Below are 19,229 nucleotides of genomic sequence, written 5' to 3'. Positions count from 1 at the left end.
AAAGAATCATCTGTAAAAAAACAGACAATTCTTTTGTGCATACATATTAATTGAAAGAAATTTGATTCGGTTTGAATTTGCTCCAGATCAAGCCAAGGGCAAAACCGATGATTGCAGGAACGATCCACCCCATGCCGATTGAGAAAAATGGAAGATATGCATCAGCAAAATCAATAATAGAGGAGACGATCGCTGTACCCTTGATAAAAGCCGGTGCGCTGTTCAAGGCATCAAGCAATGCCGCAAGTAGCGTGACATACGTTGTCATCCGATATACACTGGAATGATGTTTGAATAATGGACTGAATATGACCAGTAACATCAAGGTAATTGCTAAAGGGTATAAAAACATCAATACAGGAATCGAGAATTGAATGATGTTTGTTAATCCCACATTGGCGAATAGGCAAGGTAAGACGCTAGCCGGAATAGTATAGAAGGAATAGCTTTTTTTAGGAAACAGTTCTGCAAATGTTTCAGAGAAAGCAGTGATCAGTCCAATCGCTGTTTTTAAACAGGCGACAATAATGATCAACGCCAGAAGTAAGCTACCCCAATTGCCCAGATAATGATTAGCAATTTGAGCTAACGCAATTCCGCCATTATCGCTTAGCGGGAAGGTACCGACACTCATTGCGCCCATATAAGCTAGTAAAGTGTAGATGATACCCATCAGGATAATACTGACAGCTCCGGATTTGATAGTATCTTTTGCAATAGCGTTCGGCTCCTCTACCCCCATGCCACGGATCGTTGTGACAATAATGATCCCAAAAGCAAGGGAAGCGAGAGCGTCTAAGGTATTGTAGCCTTCTGTAAACCCTTTGAAGAATGGCTGTAGGCTGTAAGCTTCTCCCACTGGTGCCGAAGCAACTGAACCTAGTGGATTGATAAATGCCAGCAATAATAATATGCCTAGCAAGATCAAAAAGATCGGGTTTAAAAATTTTCCGACGTAATTCAGGATTTTGGTAGGCTTTCTAGAAAAAAACCAGGCTGTAAGAAAGAACAGCACAGAGAAAATTGCTAAAATCAGCGGTTGCTGTTTTTGCTCGATAAAGGGAGCCAGACCAATCTCAAAGGAAGTCGTTGCCAGTCTTGGTAAAGCAAAGAAAGGGCCAATCGTCAGGTACAATAAGGATGTAAAAATAATAGCATAAGATCGATTTACCCGATTCGCCAGCTCAAACACACCGTTGCTTTTGGAAATACCGATAGCGATGACTCCCAGAAAAGGTAGACCGATTCCCGTAATCAAAAAGCCGAGGTTGGCAGAGAAGATGGCGGATCCCGCTTCTTGCCCCATGTGTACAGGAAAAATAAGGTTTCCAGCACCGAAAAACAGGCCGAATAGCATGGAGCCTACGTATAGGTATTCCCGCCATGATAATTTTTTATTCAATAGAAGTGCTCCTTTTGATTTTTTGATGGGTGTCGTTTTTGGCTGCTGACGGAATATTCACTGCTGTTTTTTTACAGGCTTGTATGAATCAAGTCAGCTTTTTCAGAAAGAGCCATTTTCTTTAGTCCATCTTTATAAAAATAGCAGAATTAAAAGAGACAGGCAAGCAAGAAAATCATGAGAAGCGATTTTTCTTAAGCTGTCTGTCTCAGAGATTCACCATAAACTGTGTTGATCAATCATTCAGGATATAGGCAAATAAATAATCATCACAATAAGATCCGTTCATATAGAACTCATCCTTCAGCAGGCCTTCTTGGATGAAGCCGTTCTTTTTATAAAAGGCGATTGCTGCGGTATTGGTTCCCATAACCCGCAAAGAGATCTTGTGGATGCCATGATCTGGTGCGATAGTTTTCAAATGCTGCAGCAGTAATCCTCCTGCCCCCGAGGATTGGAAATCAGGATGGACACCAATTCCCAGCATCCATTGCTGACGATGTGATGGCAGCGGAGTAGGATGATGAACATCAATGAATCCGATAACTTGTCCATTTAAAACGGCAACAAATACTTGTTTTTCTCCCATCCGTTCTTGGTAGTCAGCCACATTGTCGTAATGATGGACAATTGGCGAATTTTCAGTTGTCCAAATCTGATTTTCAATCGCCATCAGTTCCGGATAATCAGTATCCTGTACACTTCTTACAGATATATCAGTAATCATATTCATTCCTCCTTATTGATCGGCAAACCGATCCGTCAGTTTATTTTTATGAGCAACCATGATGTCTTCCAACTGAATATCATATTTATCAGCTAAGATGAAAATATTATCGAGAACATCTCCAAGCTCCTCAGTTAGCTGTTGTTTAAGCAGTTCAGGAGATTTTGGTTCCTCATCAGGTCTGTCACGGCCGATTTCCAATGCACGAACAGCTTGGGCCACTTCACCGGTCTCTTCTGACAGGAAGCTGACACGAATGAAGGGATCAAGAGCGTACCACCCGCGTTCTTTATAAAAAGTACTGATCCATTTTTGATAAGCGTGTATATCCATTTGTTCCCCTCCTTTTTTCATTCCTATCATATCATAAGATGAAGAAAAGAAATGAATAAGACAGATAAAAAAATAACTGATATAATCGAAGGAGAACTAGGAAAAAAGCGGGAGAGAAGAGAAAATGACGACATTTTATTTTGTAAGACATGGAAAAACCGAATTAAATGTGTTAAACAGTTTTCAGGGTGGAGGGATCGATTCCCCATTACTTCCTGAAGGCATCCAGCAGGCTGGAAAGCTTGGGCAGCATTTATCAACGATTGTTTTTGAGGCAGTCGCAGTCAGTACACAAAAGCGGGCGATGGATACAGCGACCTTCATTTTAGCAGAAAATCTGAATTTAGATGGCTTATCTGTTAACTACCACGATGGGCTGCGGGAGCTTGGCTTCGGAGACAAAGAGGGAATGGTTGTAGACTTTGACAGTCAGCAGACACAGTATTTACGAACAAGACCGGATTTGTATGATCCAAGTGGTTTTTCCGGTGAAACCTATGATGAATTGATTCAGCGCTTGATCCCAATCATCGATCGATTGGAAGCCAAGCATCCGGAGGGCAATGTTTTGGTAGTCGCTCATGGCGTGGTATTGATCGTGCTGATCAACTATATGATTGGAAAAGAAAAAAGTGACTGGCGGACAAACGGACCGTTGGAGAATACCAGTCTGACAATATTGAATAAAAAAGATGAGGCATGGAGACTAGAGACATTTAATGATATTTCTTATCAGTAAGCAGAAATATCATATGGTTTTTCACGTGAATCACTAATACTTCAAGTACATGTAAAAAAAGTATGGAGGGCAGCAATTGAAACGGATAGCAGTTTATTGTGGAGCAAGTATGGGTAACAGCTCGGTGTATCAGGAACTGGCAGAAAAATTGGGGAGCTGGTTGGTTTCTCAAAAACTTGGTTTAGTTTATGGCGGCGGGGATGTCGGCTTGATGGGTGTAGTCGCAGACACTGTTTTAGCATCTGACGGAGAAGTGATTGGTGTAATGCCGACGTTTCTGGTAGAAAGAGAAATCGCTCACCCGAAGCTGACAGAGCTGATCATTGTAGCGGATATGCATGAGCGAAAAAAGAAAATGATGGATTTAGCGGATGCTTATATTGCCTTGCCGGGCGGACCGGGGACGCTGGAGGAAATTTCAGAAGTGATCTCGTGGGCACGTGTCGGAGAACATGCCAATCCTTGTGTTCTTTTGAATGCAAAGGGGTATTATGATTTACTAGCGGCCTTTTTTGATAATATGGTAGCAGAAGAATTTTTGTCTCAGGATGATCGAGAAAAGATTTTGATTACTGAATCGTTGGATGAAATGGCGCTGTTTATTGATAATTTTACAGCAGCAGATGTTAGAAAGTATGAAAAATGAAAAATAAAGGAAAGAAGCTGCTCACCCGAGAGCAGCTTCTTTCCTTTTATAGCTATTCCTTTGATAGAATCCGCTTAAGAAATTCTTTTGTTCGTTCTTCTTTTGGATGAACGAAAATATCCTCAGCAGTACCTTCCTCTGCAATGACACCCTTGTCCATGAAAATGACACGATCAGAGACTTCACGGGCAAATTCCATTTCGTGTGTCACGATCACCATAGTCAGCCCTGTATGGGCCAGGTTTTTCATTGTCTTTAACACTTCTCCTACCATTTCAGGGTCAAGTGCAGAGGTTGGTTCATCAAATAAAAGAACATCGGGGTTCATAGAGAGCGCACGGGCAATTGCCACGCGCTGCTTCTGTCCGCCGGAAAGCTGGGCAGGCTTGGCTTGAACAAAACGAGCCATTCCTACTTTTTCCAGATTTTCCAACGCAGTTTTTTCTGCTTCGCTTTTTGACCGCTTCAATACAGTTAGCTGTCCAGTCGTGCAGTTATCTAAAACATTTAAGTTGTTGAACAAGTTGAATTGCTGGAACACCATACCAAGATGCGTCCGGTATTTTGGCAGATCATACCCAGGCTCCAATACATTTTGATCCTGATAAATGATTTTTCCTGCTGTTGGTTTTTCAAGAAGGTTGATGCAGCGCAGCATCGTTGATTTTCCGGAACCGGAAGAACCAATGATCGTTACGACCTCTCCTTTTTTGACAGTCAGGTTGATATCTTTTAAGACTTCGTTTTCTCCGAAGTTTTTTTTCAAATGCTCAATTTCAATAATCGAATTCATACGCTGCCTCCTTATTTATCTTCGCCTGTTGCTACAGCCTGTGTGCTTTCTTCAACCGGAATATAGGCAGAAGGTCCGTCCATCCGTTTTTCGACCCAACGCAGGATACGCGTGATTGTAAACGTCAATACAAAGTAAATCACACAAATGATTGAGAACGTTTGGAAGAACTGATAGTTTGCTCCGGCGGCGGAATTTCCCTGGAAGAATAGATCTGATACAGAGATAACACTCAGCACGGAAGTATCCTTGATATTAATAACAAATTCATTACCGGTTGCCGGCATGATATTTCTAATGACCTGCGGCAGTACGATTTTTGTCATTGTCTGGCTATGTGTCATACCAATTGCCTGAGCGGCTTCAAACTGTCCTTTATCAACAGAGAAAATCCCTCCACGAACGATTTCAGACATATACGCACCCGTATTGATGGATACGATGAAGAAGGCGGCAGCCATTCGGTTTAAGTCGATACTGAAGGCCAATGCGATACCATAGTAGATAACCATTGCTTGTACCATCATAGGTGTGCTTCGGAAAATCTCAATATAGGCAGATAACAGCCAGTTGATGATTTTTTGGAACGCCCGTTTTCCCTTGCTTTCAGATTCAGGAATTGTGCGGACCACACCGATCAATAAGCCGATCAATGTACCAACGATTGTTCCAACCATCGCAAGCAGCAGGGTTGTTCCTGTACCACGAAGGAACAGAATCCCGTATTGATCCAGAATATTTTTGAAATCATTAAGAACGCCAGTCTTCGCTTCAGCGTCTTCGCCTGTGTTTTCAGCAGCTGGCTGATCCACGATTGCCTGATCCATGATTTTTGTACGTTCTTCAGAAGAAATGCCAGCTAGAATTTCATTGATTCGGTCAAGGTTAGGATCATCTTTACGAACACCAACAGCAATTGTCGTGTCTGCTGGATCAGTTTGGAACCCGTTTTCTTTGCTAAATTCCACCATTTTGATGTCTGGATTAACCGTTTCAGCGGTTACACCTTCAGGTCGTTCGCTGACATAACCATCGATCACGCCAGAAGCCAGAGCAGTTCGCATTGCGCCAAAATCAGCCTGTGCCTGCTGTTTTTGCACATCCGGGATTTGATCGATCACGCTGTAATGGAAGGTATTCAGTTGTGCAGTGATTTTTGCACCCTTGAAATCAGCAATGCTTGTTGCATTGGCAAATTTACTATCTTTTCGTGTAACGATCACGAGGTTTGATTCATAGTAAGCATCGGAAAAGTCGATTTCCTTCTTTCGTTCCGGTGTCGGGGACATACCCGCTATTACTGCATCTATTTTTCCAGATTGGAGTGCCGGAGCAAGTCCATCCCACTTTGTTTTAACAATAACCAGGTTTTTATTCAGTCCGGCAGCCACCTTTTTCGCTATTTGGACATCGTAGCCCCCAGCATAAGAATGATCGCCTGGAATAGGGACAGCACCGTTGGCATCTGTTGTCTGTGTCCAGTTGAAGGGGGCGTAACCTGCTTCCATCCCCACTCGGAATTCCCCGTTGGTATTCCCTTCAGCCTGACCAGTCAGTGGTGTGTAGAACATCCCTACAAGCAGTGTGACGAATAAGCTGAAAGATAAAAATCGTCTATTCATATAACTCTCCCTTTCTCTAATAAAAACAAAAAAACAACCATACGCCAGCTGGTTGTTGAAATCAAAGGATTCCTCAACAAGAACATAGCGCAACTTAGCATTACTGCTAAGACAGTCCATCAGCTATTTGCATGATGTCCCAACATACAACAGGAAGGCTGTTGTATGTTTCGGCGATTGTTCCTAGGCTTGCTTCAACATGTCCTCTCACTCCACAAGATTAATAAAAATCGCGACCTCTACCTCATATTGAGGTACTATTCAGTTGTCTTTCAAGTAGTAATTAGTCTACGTCATCTAACTAAAAATGTCAACTACTTATCGGAAAGGAAAAGCCTTGATCAAGCAATCGAGATTAGGGTAGTATGAGATATTTTTTAGAACATGCTGATATCTAATGATCACTTTCACAGATAAGTCGTTCGCCGTATTCTTTAAAAAAGGATTTTCGTGATAGGAAAATGTGAGTTTTTTCATGATTCTTAATGGATTTTCCTGTATTATAGACAATGAACGTGTGACATAAGTGTGTTAGGAGTTCATTGTAAGATGCTATGAAAGCAGTTTCTTTATTTATAAACCACATCTACTTGGAAGTATGTGAGTTTAACGTTGAGAACCTTAACGGATCACTTGAAATCTAACGCTCTTGTCACAGAAAAGTATAAATAAAAGTTGCGGTACTTTTGGGGAAACTGCAAATAATTAAAGGAAAATGTGAATAGAAATGACAAAATTAAATCCGGTATATCGTATTTTTTCAGTATTTTTTGGAACAACATTGACAGCGTTTGCTATTTTTCTGCTGTTGAAAAGCGGCTTTGGTACAGATACTTTAAGCGTCTTTTTGACAGGGATACAACAGCATGTTTCGATAGAATTTGGCTATCTTAGTATGCTGTTCAATCTGTTGGTGATCATCATTGCCTTTTTTGTTCAAAGGGACTTGATGGGTGTCGGAACGATCCTCAATGGCTTTGGTTTGGGGCTGATCCTAAACTTTTTCTTCTATATTTTGGGTGACTGGACGATGTCACAGCCCTTACTGTGGGGCTTGCTTGGTGCAGTCCTATATGGGATCGGAATTGGTTTCTATGTATCGGCGCAAATGGGTTCGGCAGCGATTGAATGTTTGACTTTTATGCTGGAAGCAAGAAGTAAGTTCAGCTTACGGACAGTGCGTATTGCCATAGATACCTCTTTTGTGATTTTAGGTTTATTACTAGGAAGTAAGGATTTCCATATTGCGACCTTTGTTTGCCTTATATTGACAGGTCCTGTGGTAGAATGGATGTTGAAAAGAAGTATGAAGATGAATAGTGTTGAACCGACGAAATAATTGAAGAGAGCTATTATTTTCTATATAGTTTGAATGAGAAGCCTTGATAATTTAAAGGCTTTTCTTCGTTTATTGACGCAGCACGATTACATGGATCAGTAGGAGGTGGAACAAGGATGGCAACATTGAAAGAAAAAATCATTGCAGAGAGTAAACGTCTGGGGATCGATAAAATTGGGTTTGCCTCAGCTGAACCCTTCGATCATTTGAAGGAGTCGTTAGAGGAACAGGCCAATCGAGGCTATACCTCCGGTTTTGAGCACCCGGTGATTGATGAGCGGATATATCCTGAGCGAACCTTTGAAAATCCTCAAACAATCATTGCCATCGCTTTGGCTTATCCTACCAAGTCAAGAGAAAAAATCCCTCGTGATGAGAAGAGAGGTCAGTTTGCCCGTGCTTCATGGGGGATCGACTATCATGATATTTTACGTGATCGGCTGAATAGGCTGATTGATTTTATCCGAGATCAAGCTGATTCATTAGAGGAGCAGGAAAAGTGGCAGTTTAAGCCGCAGGTTGATACAGGGGAGCTAATCGATGTAGCGGCAGCGCAGCGTGCAGGATTGGGCTTCATCGGTAGAAATGGTCTCTTGATCACTGAAGAATACGGCTCTTTTGTTTATCTAGGTGAGATATTGACGAATATCTCCTTTGAGCAGGATGATCCAGTGCCTTTTGGCTGCGGTGAGTGTACACGCTGTATCACTGCTTGTCCGACAGATGCTCTTTTAGGGGACGGTAGGATGAATGCCAAACGCTGTTTGTCATATCAGACGCAAACAAAAGGAATGATGCCGCCGGAATATCGAAAGAAAATGGGCAGTGTGATTTACGGCTGTGATATTTGTCAGTTGGTTTGCCCTTATAATAGAGGAAAGGATTTTCATTTTCATGAGGAAATGGAGCCTGATATTGAGGAAGTCTATCCAAAGCTGCAGCCAATGCTGAAGCTGTCCAACAAAGCATTTAAAGAACAGTTTGGACATCTTGCTGGTTCCTGGCGAGGGAAAAAACCGCTTCAGCGGAACGCATTGATTGCATTAGCGAATTTAGGTGGTAGAGAAGCGCTGCCTGATATTTTACAGTGTATAGAGGATGTTCGACCAGTGATCCGTGGGACGGCGGTTTGGGCGATTGGCAAGCTTGGTAATCGTGAACCGAAAAAATGGCTGGCGATCCTGGAACAGATGAAGCAAGAGGAGCAAGATGAAGAAGTTCTATTAGAAATAACAGCAGCTGTTGAGCAGCTTAACCAAGCGAATGATAGACAACAAAAAAGTTGAGTCATTCTTGGTGTTATTAATAAAGAATAGAAATTCGCTATATGATCTACTGTTATTACTATTCTAAAGGATAGAGATGAAGTCTAATTGACTGATTCATCTATCTTTTTTTTCTGACTGTAAATAATAAAAATCTGTACACTGGTTACAAGAGGGAAATACCCTAAAAATAATGTACAAAAATCTATAGAAAATAGCATGAGATTAAGCTATTATTCAACTAAATAAGGGAGAATTGCTGTCCCTGTTAAAGGCTTTGTACTAATAGAATTATCTTGTCCTGTTTGGAATCAGTTTTGTAAAGTAAGCATCATAAGCGATATGCTTGGCTCTAATCTGATGGAGAGAGAGCTTCATGGTAAACTACTTTAATTTATTTTGAGGGAGTGGGCAGATGGCGTACACAGTAGTTGGTAATCTATTTTCATTTCAAGCAGTATTTCTTTTCAGTGTTTATGTGACAGTGTTATTAGTAAGTATATTGATTCCTTTAAAATCTGTATTGAAAGAGGTCATCACACTGAAACTATCATTGATCGTGTATGGGGTCTTGTATTGCTTCTTTTATATCTGTGCAATTTTTTATGAACAGCTTTTTCCCTATTGCATGGTCATCAATGGCCATCAATTGATTGCTGTAGTGCTATTTCTGTTTTCTTTTTTTAATATTTATATTTTCGGAAAAGAAATCAAGGTTCAATTTTTTAGTGTATGGGTTGTGCTGCTTGCAAGTATTTGGCTATATCTAAGTCAGTTAATGAGCATTTATTTTGCAGACTGGGTCAACCAGCCGATATTGCTCATTTTTTCAGGATTGATGCTTACTTTTGTTCCAATAATAATAGCTATTAATCATTTTTTTGATGTCAGTCGATTGATAACACTCTCAAATACGATCATACTAACAGTACTCTATGTCTTGTTTTTTCTGGTAAATACCTTTTGGCTGATCATTTCTTCTGATTATTTTTCCGAACCGCTGCGAATTTTTATTTCTAGCACGTATCCGTATAGGACATTTCTTCAATCCTTAAACTCAACTGTTGTTATTGCCTCTAATGATGTGGGGTGGGAGGTAGTTTTAATCATTCTTTTTTGGGGGATTGCAACGATTCCGACTGTGTTAATATTACTTTTGCTGATAAAAGAAAACCGCGGGCGGAAAAAAATTTATGAACAGGAGCAAAGAGAGAAGGAATTGTATTCATATATTGGACTCATCGAGTCCTTTAATGATGAGCTTAGAAAAATTCAGCATGATTACAGGAATATTTTGACGACATTAGGTGGACATATTTATAACGAACAAGTAGATGTTTCAGAGCTGAAAGAGCATTATGAAACGATTATGACATCGTTAGATATTAAAAAATTCGAATTCGTTCATTTTTCGAAAATCAGAAATATCAATAACCTTGAAATTGTCAGTATCCTTGTCGCAAAGATTGTGAAGGCCTCTGACTCAAATATTTCACTTACTTTGGAAATTATTGAACCTGTTTACTTTCAGTCCAATGATATAATGAGACTAGTAAGAATACTGGGGATTTTACTAGATAATGCAATCGAAGCAGCTATAGAATGTGAAAATCCTGAAGTAGATATAGCGTTTATTCAAATAGACGCAGACACAACTGTTATACATATTCAAAATAATACGGTAAATGAACAGCTGATCAGACAACTGCTGTCTAGAGAAAAGAATTTTTCAACGAAAGGAGAGCATAGAGGGCTGGGATTGGGGATTGTTTATGAGTTGGTTGATGCCTCAGACTGCCTGAAGCTGGATTTTCAACAGCAGAATGAAATCATTTCTTTTAGTTTATTTGTCAATTGTAATGAGGGGAAACGATGGTAAGAATTTACATTTGTGAAGATAATCCAAATCACTTGAAAGAAATAAACAGACAGGTTGGCTACTATTGTTCTTTTTCTGATTGGAACATGAAGGTAGTTTCTGCGACACGTCATCCGGAAAAATTGATTCAGCAGCTCGTGGTAGATGAGGAAATAAATATTTATCTACTGGATCTGGAATATTCGATGACAAATGGAATGAGCGGTTTTGAATTAGGGAAGAAAATCAGAAAACGGGACCCGTTAGGCTATATCATTTATTTAACCTCGCACATTGAGATGTCCTATTTGACCTTCCAATATAAAGTCAATGCGATTGATTTTATTATTAAGGATGGACCTGATGATTGGAAAAAGCGTCTTACGGATTGTTTAAAAACGATCGAAAGCCAATTGGAAACGATGAAAAGAAACAAACAAAAGGATATTATTGAATTAAATGTTGGGTATGGGATGATGTCCTTTTTTTTAGATGAGATTCTTTTTTTTGAAGCGGCAGTTGCCCATAAAATCTATGTGTATACAGAAAAGAAGACGATCACCGCTATGAAGATAACGCTAAATGAGATTGAAATGATGTTGGCAACAAAATTTATCCGCTGTCATCGCAGCTTTTTGATCAATAGAGAAAAAGTAGCAGCAATAGAAAAGAATTATTCAGAGCTTATTTTGACTAATCAAATGAAGATCCCAATTTCTACAAGAAAGAAAAAAGAGGTAAGACAGCAGTTTCCGCAGAAATAACTACTGCTGAAGGGGTGGACACGCCTAAAAAATACAACGAAATCGAAAGCCATTGTTTTTCACGTTTTTCCTAACTAGGGAAAAGCGAGAAAAGCAATGGCTTTTTTTAGAAATTAAAAAATAACATGCGCTTAGGAATCTTAAACGTGATTTATCGAGAAAATTTGAAGCGCTTGGGAATGAGGAGAACATATTTTTAGAAAAAAATAAAAAAAATGAAATGTATAATTAAAATGAATGTAGAGACTGGTTGGACTTGAACAGGCTTTGTATCAAAGTTTTGATGGCTATCTATTTTTTATAAGAAAAGAATTAAAAAAATCTTGTTTCATAGAGAAACAAGAAAGAAATTTTAAAGTATGCTCGTTTGATTATTTTTTATATTTTTCTGAAAATGAGCTAAATAACAAAAAATAGGAATGTTTCACCGCTCGTTTTTCATTATACACCATTTAAAAAGAATTTTTTTCTCAAAAAATTATAAATTTCGAAAGTTTTTTGAGAATAAGCGGCTTTTTCGTTGCGTAAACCGTCAACTACGCCGTCATATAAAAGAAAGGAATGAATGGCATTGTCAAAAAAAGGCGAAAATATTTATAAACGAAAAGATGGACGATGGGAGGGACGCTACATAAAATCTAAGCGAGAAAATGGGCGTATCCAATATGGCTATATTTATCGTCATTCCTATAAGGAAGTAAAGCAGGAATTGATAAAGAAAAAAGCTGCCTATCAGTTCAAAGTATACCCAAGAGAAATATTTGCAGGCAATATTTGCGATTGGCTGAATTACTGGTTGATCATTCAAAAAAAGAAAGTACGTCAGAGCACATACGCTAGCTACAAAAATAAACTTTTTACCCATGTTCTCCCGATTTTGGGAGAAATTCGACTAAGTAAGCTTGATGAAGCAATGATCGATTGTTGGATCGATGGTCTATGCTGTTCTCTATCCAGAAGCTCTGCTAATGCGGTTGTAAAGGTTTTGAAAAATGCACTACGCGATGCTCAGAAAAAGGGTTACTGTTCAAAGAATCTCTTTGATAATGTTTCCTTTTCAAAGCCTGTAAAAAAGGTTATCGCTCTGACAAAAGAGGAGCGAATCGATGTTGTCCAAGCAGCTAAAGAAGATAGTGGTTACCTGCCCATATTGCTTGCTTTGGAAACTGGCATGCGTATTGGAGAGATTTCCGGATTAAAATGGAGCGATGTTGATTTTTCCCGAAAACGAATATCCGTTCAGCGAACCTTGCAGCGAGTCACGATAGAAGGTAGAGAGAACCGAACAGAGGTTGTTGCAACCCCGCCAAAAAGCAGACAGTCGGAACGAGTAATCCCGATTTCAACAGGCTTTTCTGATTACTTATTGAAATTGAAAAAACAAGTAGATGGAGAGTTTGTTGTCTCCCAAAAGGGTAAATACGTTGAACCAAGAATGATTGCTTATCGTTTCAAGAAATTATTGAAGCAGCTGTCTATCCCATCCTATCCCTTTCATTCTCTACGGCATTCATTTGCAACTCATTGTTTGGAGCAAGGGGTGAATGTTGCGACGATCAGTTCTCTTTTAGGTCATAGCTCCATAAAGATGACCCTAGATGTTTATACGAACTCCACCTTGCTGGAGGAACATTCTGCTATTGAGAAAATCAGTTACATAAATGAACAATAATAGTAGAAAAGTTTTACTCCTGCTCTTAAAAGAGCGTGAAGAATTGCTGTTGAGATAGTCGGGAAATTGGCTGTGATGATTCATTGAATAGAGGAAAGTAAATAGTTTTAACTAAATTGGATAGTATCAGAAAAAAGTGGAGCAGTGATTGCTTCGCTTTTTTTGCACCGTCAACTGCCGTCAGCCTTGTAGTATCTTCTTGTTTAATCAAGGCAGATAGGGAGCTTTTCTTGTTTCTCTATGAAACGAGAAAATATAGTAACAAAAAATATTTTATGTCAGGTCAGTATTTTATCAAAAAAATTATGGATTTGCACGAATTGCGCTTAAATCTAAAAGTATCAACTTATATCAAAAAGGAGGAAGAAGGAATGTATAAAATCGGGATTTTGAACATAGGTGGGAATTTGAAGGAAAGCTACATAGAAGTTCTTAAGAATCATAAATATGAAGTTGTTCAATTTACAAGAGAAAACTTGGATGATGAGTTATCTCAGGTGGATGGTGTGATTATTTATGATGATGAGCAGCAGCATGTCAGTGAAACGTGCAGCCTCATCATGAAGATCAAAGAACAGTCTGAGGCATTAGTATGGGTTGCGGCGAAGCAAACAAAGGAAGTCAACCGAATCATTTACCTTCAATTAGGAGCGGATGCCAATATTCAGGACAGCCATATCGATGAATTCTACTTGATTTTACGTAATGGACTAACTGTGAAGAATATCGATAGTTCAAATACGGAAGAGAAGTTAAATCGTGTAGAGAATGAAAAGGATGAATTGGCACATCTTTTCAAGCTGATTCCAAGCAATCAAAGTGTATTGCTGAATGGCGACCGTGAAATCATTTTGACACGATTGGAATATAAAACTCTGGATATGCTTTGCAGCCAGCCGAAAAAAGCCCTCAGCTATGAAGAACTGTATCAACGAATTTGGGGCGATGGTGAAGTGAAGAACTGCAAGCCTAGAATCGCGAACATCATTTTTCATGTTAGAGGAAAAATTGAAGAAAATCCGTTAAGTCCTAAGTATATTAAAACAGTTCGTTCGAAAGGGTATGTGTTTAGTCCTACTTTATAAAATTAAAGATGGTTTCTATTTTTCTAAATGATGATTTTCATCTAGGAAAATTGAAATAAATAGTATGTAGATTTCTGGAGCATACAAAAATCATAAAAGAAAGGAGTTGAAAAAATGGGAAACAGAAAGAAAGGATTAGGTGCTCTATTACGTAAAGGCGTTCTTGGAATGTTGAGTTTAAGCTTTGGGGCAGCTGCACTTGGCTTAGCACCACTTTACTCTGAGGCTCTCACGTATACAATGACTTTGACTGAGAGAGGCAGACTACCAGCTACTCCGACAGAAGCTGAAGGAAGTAAAGTGGATTTCCGTGATGCCTTTCTCTTTGCCGGAAAATTTGCCTCCGATAAAATTCCGCAGCCTGGTGGCGGCTTTGATGTTTTTAATGCCAACCATGCATACCTGAGTGCAGAAAGACCGAATGTCGTTGTGCTATATGATGGCGTAAATAACGATCAAAAGGCTTCAGCGTGGTACACACAAAAAATCAGCTTGAATCAGCCGTTTGAATTTGAGTCGTATGTATTTTTATCAAATGCAACTGTTTTAGCGGGCTCTTTGGGAGTACCGGATGGAATGACCTTTGTCATGCAAAATGACCCTGCTGGTATTGATGCGATTGGAACAGCAGGTGGAGGTCTAGGGGTTTTTCCAAGAAATACTTCAACAGCAAACATGATCTATAATTCAGTAGCCATAGAGTTTGATACATTTAGTAACCAAGGTACGGATGAAACGAATTTTGATCAGAAGCTTATTAACAAAGGATACCCTGTTTCTTGGCCCCATGTGGCGGTTGCTTCAACAAAAACAAGCGTCAGCTATGGATTTGTAAAGAATACAGTAACACTGGCTTATAACGAGTTTGATCACATGGTACCGACTGTTCCAGCTACAAGAGCAGAAGGGAATACTTGGTTTGGTTCATGGAAAAAGATCAATGTGAAATGGCAACCTTTAGCTGATGGGATTCACGGCAATTTGAGCTATACATTTGATAATTATCCGGAGCAAACGGTGCAGTTGGATATCGATAAGTACTTTAACTCTACACCAACAGCAACTTGGGATCGTAAAGTAACTTGGGGATTTACTGGTTCAAATGGTTTAGCCGGAAATACCTTTGGTGCAATGATCACCAAATTACCGCAAGAACCAGATGTTGATGTTACTCGAAAAGTTCGAAATGTTACAAAAGGTGAAACAGAGTACAGAACGGCAACTATTGCTGACGTGGGCGACCAACTTGAGTATCAGGTCAACGTCAAGAACCAAGTAGTTGAAGATATGGATATTCCTCTGAAAAAGGCGAATATCAGTGAAGACCTTCAAACGAATAATTATGTATCTGGTTCATTCAATTTTACTAATTCTATGAATAGTGGTGCGGTTGCACAACCTATTGTTACGATCGATGGAGATAATCATTTTACATTTGAAGATACAAACTACGAGTATTTACCGGGAGCGAGCTTTGGCTATACGTATTCAGTCACTGTAGGAAGTGACACAACAGAGTTTATCAATGATGTTGCGATGTCCAGCACCTATTCAACAGAGCGAAATTATGGTGAAACAACAGTCAACGTTTTACCGAAAAATCTAGAATTGAAAAAAACGGTGAATAATGCCCTCAGTGCGAATCCAATCGTTGGCGATGAACTGACAGTTCAAGTGGAGCTAGCAGCCGAAAACGGTGTCTATCTAATGAATAAATTGACTGACTCTGTTCCAAATGGCTTCGATATTGTACCAAACAGTACATATATCTATAACAAAGGGGCTGCAGTGCCTAATGAGCTATTAGTAGATAGTTCTGTTTGGTCTGGAAATAACTTGACTGTAGAAAGAGCACCGACTGGTTGGAACGTTATTGGCAGTCCAGAGAACAATACAATGGTTGTTGAATATAAGATCAAACCGACTAGTGCAGTAAAAGGAAAAGAAGTTACATTTGCTAAAGCTGCAACGGATGGAACCAATCAGTATATCACAGCAACGGATAAACAAGAATTTCAAACAGAATCAAATACAGTAACTGTCAAGGTTAAAACAGATGTTGTTCTTTCGTTCAAGGATTTAGATGATAACCTGCTGGCAGCGAATAAAATCATCAGCACCAATACTGATTTTAATGGGAAGAACCCAGTCACGCTTTATTACAACACAGGGGACAGTTTTGATCTGACCTCGATAATCAACGAGATTTCCGGGCATATCTTTACGAACGATCAGTTGACAAAAGTTTCAGTTGACGGCGATATCGTTGAAACAGATTTAGCGGAAGTCGGATCGATCATCACTATTTTCTATAGTGCTAAAACGACATTGACCATTAACTTTGTCAATGAAGTCGGCGCACAGCTAAATGCGCCAATAACACAGGAGCACAACATCGGTGATTTCGTTGATTTAACAACGGATCAGGATGTTATTGATGTGATTGAAGCCATTGAATTACGGCAGTATGTCATGGCTGAACGACCAACGGATGAAGATAATCTAGAGATTATCGTTGGCGGGACCGAAGTAACCTATAAGTTTAAAGGGACCCTGATCTTGAGCTCTGCACCGGATAAGATCGACTTCGGGCTCCATAATACCGGCAGTTACGGCGCCTTCACAGCAGATAAGCCTACGTATGATAATCCGTTAGTGGTCAGCGACAGCCGAGCAACCTTAACGCGCTGGACCTTGACGGCAACAGTAACTGAGGTAATGACATCTGCTGAAGATCCCTCTTACAAACTTCCTGAAGCGCTGGTTTACAAAAGTGATAGTGGTGAAGATATTCTAGAGCTGAATCAGGCAAGAGTGATCACGACGCATCAGCATGCCAGAAATGGCAGCTATAACGTCAGTGAAGAAGAGTGGGAAAACAAAGACAATGGTTTTGAAATGAAAATTTCCAGCACCCAATATAGAAAAATGAGCGAATATAAAGCAACTATTCTATTTACAGTCAGCGAAACACCATAGAAAGGGGTAATAGTTATGAAACGAAAACAGCTATTGTGTCTGCTATTATCTTCCTTTGCGCTGATAATAGTCTGCGGTATCTACATTCAACCAGCCCAAGCGCAAGAAGGCGTTGGCGGAGCTGTTCAAACCAACGGAGAGATCGGCTTCTATGAAGAAACACAGCCTAGTACCTCCAGCTCCACTAGTACATCTTCTTCGAAAACGAAAACGAGCAGCTCTCGAACCGTAACTTCGGAAACAACGACAAAGCCGACAGGGAAATATCCTTCTACCGGTGAATTGATAAAAACAAGCCTATCAATTAGTGGCGTGGCCATTATTCTACTTGCTATACTCTTTCTTTTTATTCGAAAGAAAAAGGAGGTAAGTGAATGAAGCGTTCACTGATTTATATCATGGTTTTCCTATGTACAGGAAGTGCTGCCTGCTTTTTGGCAGAACAAGTTGAGGCGACAGATGATGATGTAGCCGGATCAGGACATATCACGTTCACCGGCGATTACTCAGATGTTGGCGTCAGAGATCCGGAAAATCCTTCTACAGAAGTAGATGCCGGAAATAGTCCCAGCACACAGGGAAAACTGCGTATTGATTTTGTTCCCCAATTTCAGTTTACAAGCGTAAATAAAATTTCGGATAAGGATATGACTTATTCAGTAAATGCTCAGTTATTCAACGATGAAACCGAAGCAAGAGGGAATTTTATCCAGATTTCTGATTATCGGGGGGCGATGTTAGGCTGGACGCTTCAATTGAGACAGGAAATGCAGTTTCAAAATGCGCAAACAGCGAATAGTCAATTAGACGGTGCTGTTTTGTCCCTAGATTACTCGTGGACAAATTCTACCCAGGATGCCGCTCTATCTCCAACTATCTCAAAAGAAGTGATTCATTTAGATAACATTGGTGCTACCTATAATCTGGCTGAAGCCTCTCCGGGAACCGGCGCAGGCACCTGGTCGATCTCATTTGGCGGCTCTGCTGATAATCCGGCAGGAATTGCAGAGACCTTAACGCCAAAAGTAGATCAAAATGGTCATGCGATGCTGGATGCAGCCTATGGAAACAAACAGATGCACGAGAACAGTGCTATCACTTTATCAGTGCCGGGTGGAACGAAAAAAGATCCGGTTTCTTATTCAACGGTGTTAACTTGGATATTAGCCGAGTTGCCATAAATAAAACAGACAATCTTAGGAGGAAACAAAAATGAAATTATCACACAAATTATGCGGAGCTGCATTAGTAGCGGCTGCTGGTGTTGCATTAGCTGCACCGAATACAACAAAAGCGGTAGATACAAAAACAGGTACAGGTCACATTGGCTTTACTGTGAATACAGATCCAACAGATACATCAGGTGTTGTCCCAACTGATCCGGGTGTTACAGATGGAACAACAATCACAAATATTCCATCAGTAGTAAACCCAGGCTCATTCGGGATCATCGCAATCACACCATTGGAGTTTGAAACACATGATGTATTGACTGCAAACACACAACGTGATTACAATGCGTCATTCTTCCATGCAAACCAAGGAACGACAGATTCAAACTATCCTGCATTTGATGTGCAAAACTTCGTGAAGTATCAAGATTTGCGTACGATGGAAACACATGCGTATAAACTGTCAGCAACATTGACACAAAACTTTAAAGATACTGCATCAGGTGTTGAGCTGAAGGGTGCAAACATTACGTATAAAGAAGCGAATTTAACACAAACAGGAGATGCAGCGTTGACACCAAATGCCAGCGATGTAACAACACAAGGAACAATTAGTACAGCAAGCCCAACCTTTGATTTCATCAAGAATCAAGGGGCAGACGGAAAAGGTTATGGCCAGTTCGAATTGAACTTTGGTGATAAAACAAGTGGAGACAAAGCGGTAACGCTGAATATCCCTGCGAGTTCTGCAATCGGTGCTGGTGATTACAATGCAGTAATCACATGGACACTATCTGAAACACTTTAATTTTTAGACTAATCAATAAGTGAGG

Annotated in this window: 17 protein-coding genes and 1 riboswitch; of the genes, 12 read left to right on the top strand and 5 right to left on the bottom strand. The window is 39.9% G+C overall.

Annotated elements, in window-relative coordinates; genetic code table 11:
* Positions 1-46 precede the first annotated feature (46 nt).
* The 3 genes from brnQ to I6N96_RS09595 form a co-directional block, all read right to left on the bottom strand.
* Positions 47-1,402, bottom strand: coding sequence for a branched-chain amino acid transport system II carrier protein (brnQ, locus tag I6N96_RS09605; RefSeq protein WP_209557359.1), 1,356 nt, complete (start codon positions 1,400-1,402; stop codon positions 47-49).
* Between the two features lie 235 nt (positions 1,403-1,637).
* Positions 1,638-2,129 (bottom strand): GNAT family N-acetyltransferase, encoded by a 492-nt coding sequence (locus I6N96_RS09600; protein ID WP_209557358.1) that lies wholly within the window; start codon positions 2,127-2,129, stop codon positions 1,638-1,640.
* A gap of 12 nt (positions 2,130-2,141) precedes the next feature.
* Positions 2,142-2,462: a MazG nucleotide pyrophosphohydrolase domain-containing protein gene (locus tag I6N96_RS09595; protein ID WP_209557357.1), complete on the bottom strand. Its 321-nt coding sequence runs from the start codon at positions 2,460-2,462 to the stop codon at positions 2,142-2,144.
* A gap of 124 nt (positions 2,463-2,586) precedes the next feature.
* Between I6N96_RS09595 and I6N96_RS09590 the strand changes: the two genes are divergently transcribed.
* Both I6N96_RS09590 and I6N96_RS09585 read left to right on the top strand, forming a co-directional pair.
* Positions 2,587-3,201: a histidine phosphatase family protein gene (locus I6N96_RS09590; protein ID WP_209557356.1), complete on the top strand. Its 615-nt coding sequence runs from the start codon at positions 2,587-2,589 to the stop codon at positions 3,199-3,201.
* A gap of 76 nt (positions 3,202-3,277) precedes the next feature.
* The gene (locus I6N96_RS09585; protein WP_209557355.1) at positions 3,278-3,847 is read left to right on the top strand and encodes an LOG family protein; all 570 of its coding nucleotides are present in this window, start codon (positions 3,278-3,280) and stop codon (positions 3,845-3,847) included.
* A gap of 52 nt (positions 3,848-3,899) precedes the next feature.
* On the opposite strand, the gene I6N96_RS09580 is transcribed toward I6N96_RS09585, so the two are convergent.
* Together I6N96_RS09580 and I6N96_RS09575 are read right to left on the bottom strand one after the other, a co-directional pair.
* The gene (locus tag I6N96_RS09580) at positions 3,900-4,640 is read right to left on the bottom strand and encodes an amino acid ABC transporter ATP-binding protein (RefSeq protein ID WP_209557354.1); all 741 of its coding nucleotides are present in this window, start codon (positions 4,638-4,640) and stop codon (positions 3,900-3,902) included.
* A gap of 11 nt (positions 4,641-4,651) precedes the next feature.
* Entirely contained in the window at positions 4,652-6,262 is a 1,611-nt protein-coding gene (locus tag I6N96_RS09575) for an ABC transporter permease subunit (RefSeq protein WP_209557353.1), read from the bottom strand.
* A 77-nt stretch (positions 6,263-6,339) separates the two neighbouring features.
* A riboswitch (Lysine riboswitch) is annotated at positions 6,340-6,512 on the bottom strand.
* A 477-nt stretch (positions 6,513-6,989) separates the two neighbouring features.
* Here I6N96_RS09575 and I6N96_RS09570 point away from each other — a divergent pair.
* From I6N96_RS09570 to I6N96_RS09525, 10 genes are all read left to right on the top strand, one after another.
* On the top strand, positions 6,990-7,601 hold the full coding sequence (locus tag I6N96_RS09570) for a YczE/YyaS/YitT family protein (protein ID WP_209557352.1): 612 nt from the start codon (positions 6,990-6,992) through the stop codon (positions 7,599-7,601).
* Positions 7,602-7,717: 116 nt separating this feature from the next.
* Complete coding sequence (gene queG, locus I6N96_RS09565) at positions 7,718-8,887, top strand: tRNA epoxyqueuosine(34) reductase QueG (RefSeq protein WP_209557351.1); 1,170 nt, start codon at positions 7,718-7,720, stop codon at positions 8,885-8,887.
* A gap of 394 nt (positions 8,888-9,281) precedes the next feature.
* Positions 9,282-10,745, top strand: coding sequence for a sensor histidine kinase (locus tag I6N96_RS09560; RefSeq protein ID WP_209557350.1), 1,464 nt, complete (start codon positions 9,282-9,284; stop codon positions 10,743-10,745).
* Complete coding sequence (locus I6N96_RS09555) at positions 10,739-11,488, top strand: LytR/AlgR family response regulator transcription factor (protein ID WP_209557349.1); 750 nt, start codon at positions 10,739-10,741, stop codon at positions 11,486-11,488. The genes I6N96_RS09560 and I6N96_RS09555 overlap by 7 nt, the downstream gene beginning before the upstream one ends.
* A gap of 565 nt (positions 11,489-12,053) precedes the next feature.
* A complete protein-coding gene (locus I6N96_RS09550; protein WP_209557348.1) occupies positions 12,054-13,160 on the top strand; it encodes a tyrosine-type recombinase/integrase in 1,107 nt (368 codons plus the stop codon).
* A gap of 371 nt (positions 13,161-13,531) precedes the next feature.
* The gene (locus I6N96_RS09545) at positions 13,532-14,245 is read left to right on the top strand and encodes a winged helix-turn-helix domain-containing protein (RefSeq protein ID WP_209557347.1); all 714 of its coding nucleotides are present in this window, start codon (positions 13,532-13,534) and stop codon (positions 14,243-14,245) included.
* Positions 14,246-14,359: 114 nt separating this feature from the next.
* Entirely contained in the window at positions 14,360-17,224 is a 2,865-nt protein-coding gene (locus I6N96_RS09540; RefSeq protein ID WP_209557346.1) for a lectin-like domain-containing protein, read from the top strand.
* 15 nt (positions 17,225-17,239) lie between these two features.
* Positions 17,240-17,602, top strand: a complete 363-nt coding sequence (locus I6N96_RS09535; protein WP_209557345.1) for an LPXTG cell wall anchor domain-containing protein — start codon at positions 17,240-17,242, stop codon at positions 17,600-17,602.
* A complete protein-coding gene (locus I6N96_RS09530; protein ID WP_209557344.1) occupies positions 17,599-18,405 on the top strand; it encodes a WxL domain-containing protein in 807 nt (268 codons plus the stop codon). Before I6N96_RS09535 ends, I6N96_RS09530 begins: the two co-directional genes overlap by 4 nt.
* A gap of 31 nt (positions 18,406-18,436) precedes the next feature.
* The gene (locus I6N96_RS09525) at positions 18,437-19,204 is read left to right on the top strand and encodes a WxL domain-containing protein (protein WP_209557343.1); all 768 of its coding nucleotides are present in this window, start codon (positions 18,437-18,439) and stop codon (positions 19,202-19,204) included.
* Positions 19,205-19,229: the final 25 nt, after the last annotated feature.

The organism is Enterococcus larvae, assembly GCF_017830045.1.
Lineage (GTDB): Bacteria > Bacillota > Bacilli > Lactobacillales > Enterococcaceae > Enterococcus_L > Enterococcus_L larvae.
This window is presented reverse-complemented; position numbering and strand designations above follow the sequence as displayed.

Excerpts from the sequence above, each read along its gene's own strand:
- I6N96_RS09590 (WP_209557356.1), top strand. The coding sequence starts at position 2,587 with ATGACGACATTTTATTTTGTAAGACATGGAAAAACCGAATTAAATGTG.
- I6N96_RS09595 (WP_209557357.1), bottom strand. The coding sequence starts at position 2,462 with ATGGATATACACGCTTATCAAAAATGGATCAGTACTTTTTATAAAGAA.
- I6N96_RS09545 (WP_209557347.1), top strand. The coding sequence starts at position 13,532 with ATGTATAAAATCGGGATTTTGAACATAGGTGGGAATTTGAAGGAAAGC.
- I6N96_RS09560 (WP_209557350.1), top strand. The coding sequence starts at position 9,282 with ATGGCGTACACAGTAGTTGGTAATCTATTTTCATTTCAAGCAGTATTT.
- I6N96_RS09525 (WP_209557343.1), top strand. The coding sequence starts at position 18,437 with ATGAAATTATCACACAAATTATGCGGAGCTGCATTAGTAGCGGCTGCT.
- I6N96_RS09535 (WP_209557345.1), top strand. The coding sequence starts at position 17,240 with ATGAAACGAAAACAGCTATTGTGTCTGCTATTATCTTCCTTTGCGCTG.
- I6N96_RS09570 (WP_209557352.1), top strand. The coding sequence starts at position 6,990 with ATGACAAAATTAAATCCGGTATATCGTATTTTTTCAGTATTTTTTGGA.
- I6N96_RS09555 (WP_209557349.1), top strand. The coding sequence starts at position 10,739 with ATGGTAAGAATTTACATTTGTGAAGATAATCCAAATCACTTGAAAGAA.
- I6N96_RS09550 (WP_209557348.1), top strand. The coding sequence starts at position 12,054 with ATGGCATTGTCAAAAAAAGGCGAAAATATTTATAAACGAAAAGATGGA.
- I6N96_RS09530 (WP_209557344.1), top strand. The coding sequence starts at position 17,599 with ATGAAGCGTTCACTGATTTATATCATGGTTTTCCTATGTACAGGAAGT.
- queG (WP_209557351.1), top strand. The coding sequence starts at position 7,718 with ATGGCAACATTGAAAGAAAAAATCATTGCAGAGAGTAAACGTCTGGGG.
- I6N96_RS09600 (WP_209557358.1), bottom strand. The coding sequence starts at position 2,129 with ATGATTACTGATATATCTGTAAGAAGTGTACAGGATACTGATTATCCG.
- I6N96_RS09540 (WP_209557346.1), top strand. The coding sequence starts at position 14,360 with ATGGGAAACAGAAAGAAAGGATTAGGTGCTCTATTACGTAAAGGCGTT.
- I6N96_RS09575 (WP_209557353.1), bottom strand. The coding sequence starts at position 6,262 with ATGAATAGACGATTTTTATCTTTCAGCTTATTCGTCACACTGCTTGTA.
- I6N96_RS09580 (WP_209557354.1), bottom strand. The coding sequence starts at position 4,640 with ATGAATTCGATTATTGAAATTGAGCATTTGAAAAAAAACTTCGGAGAA.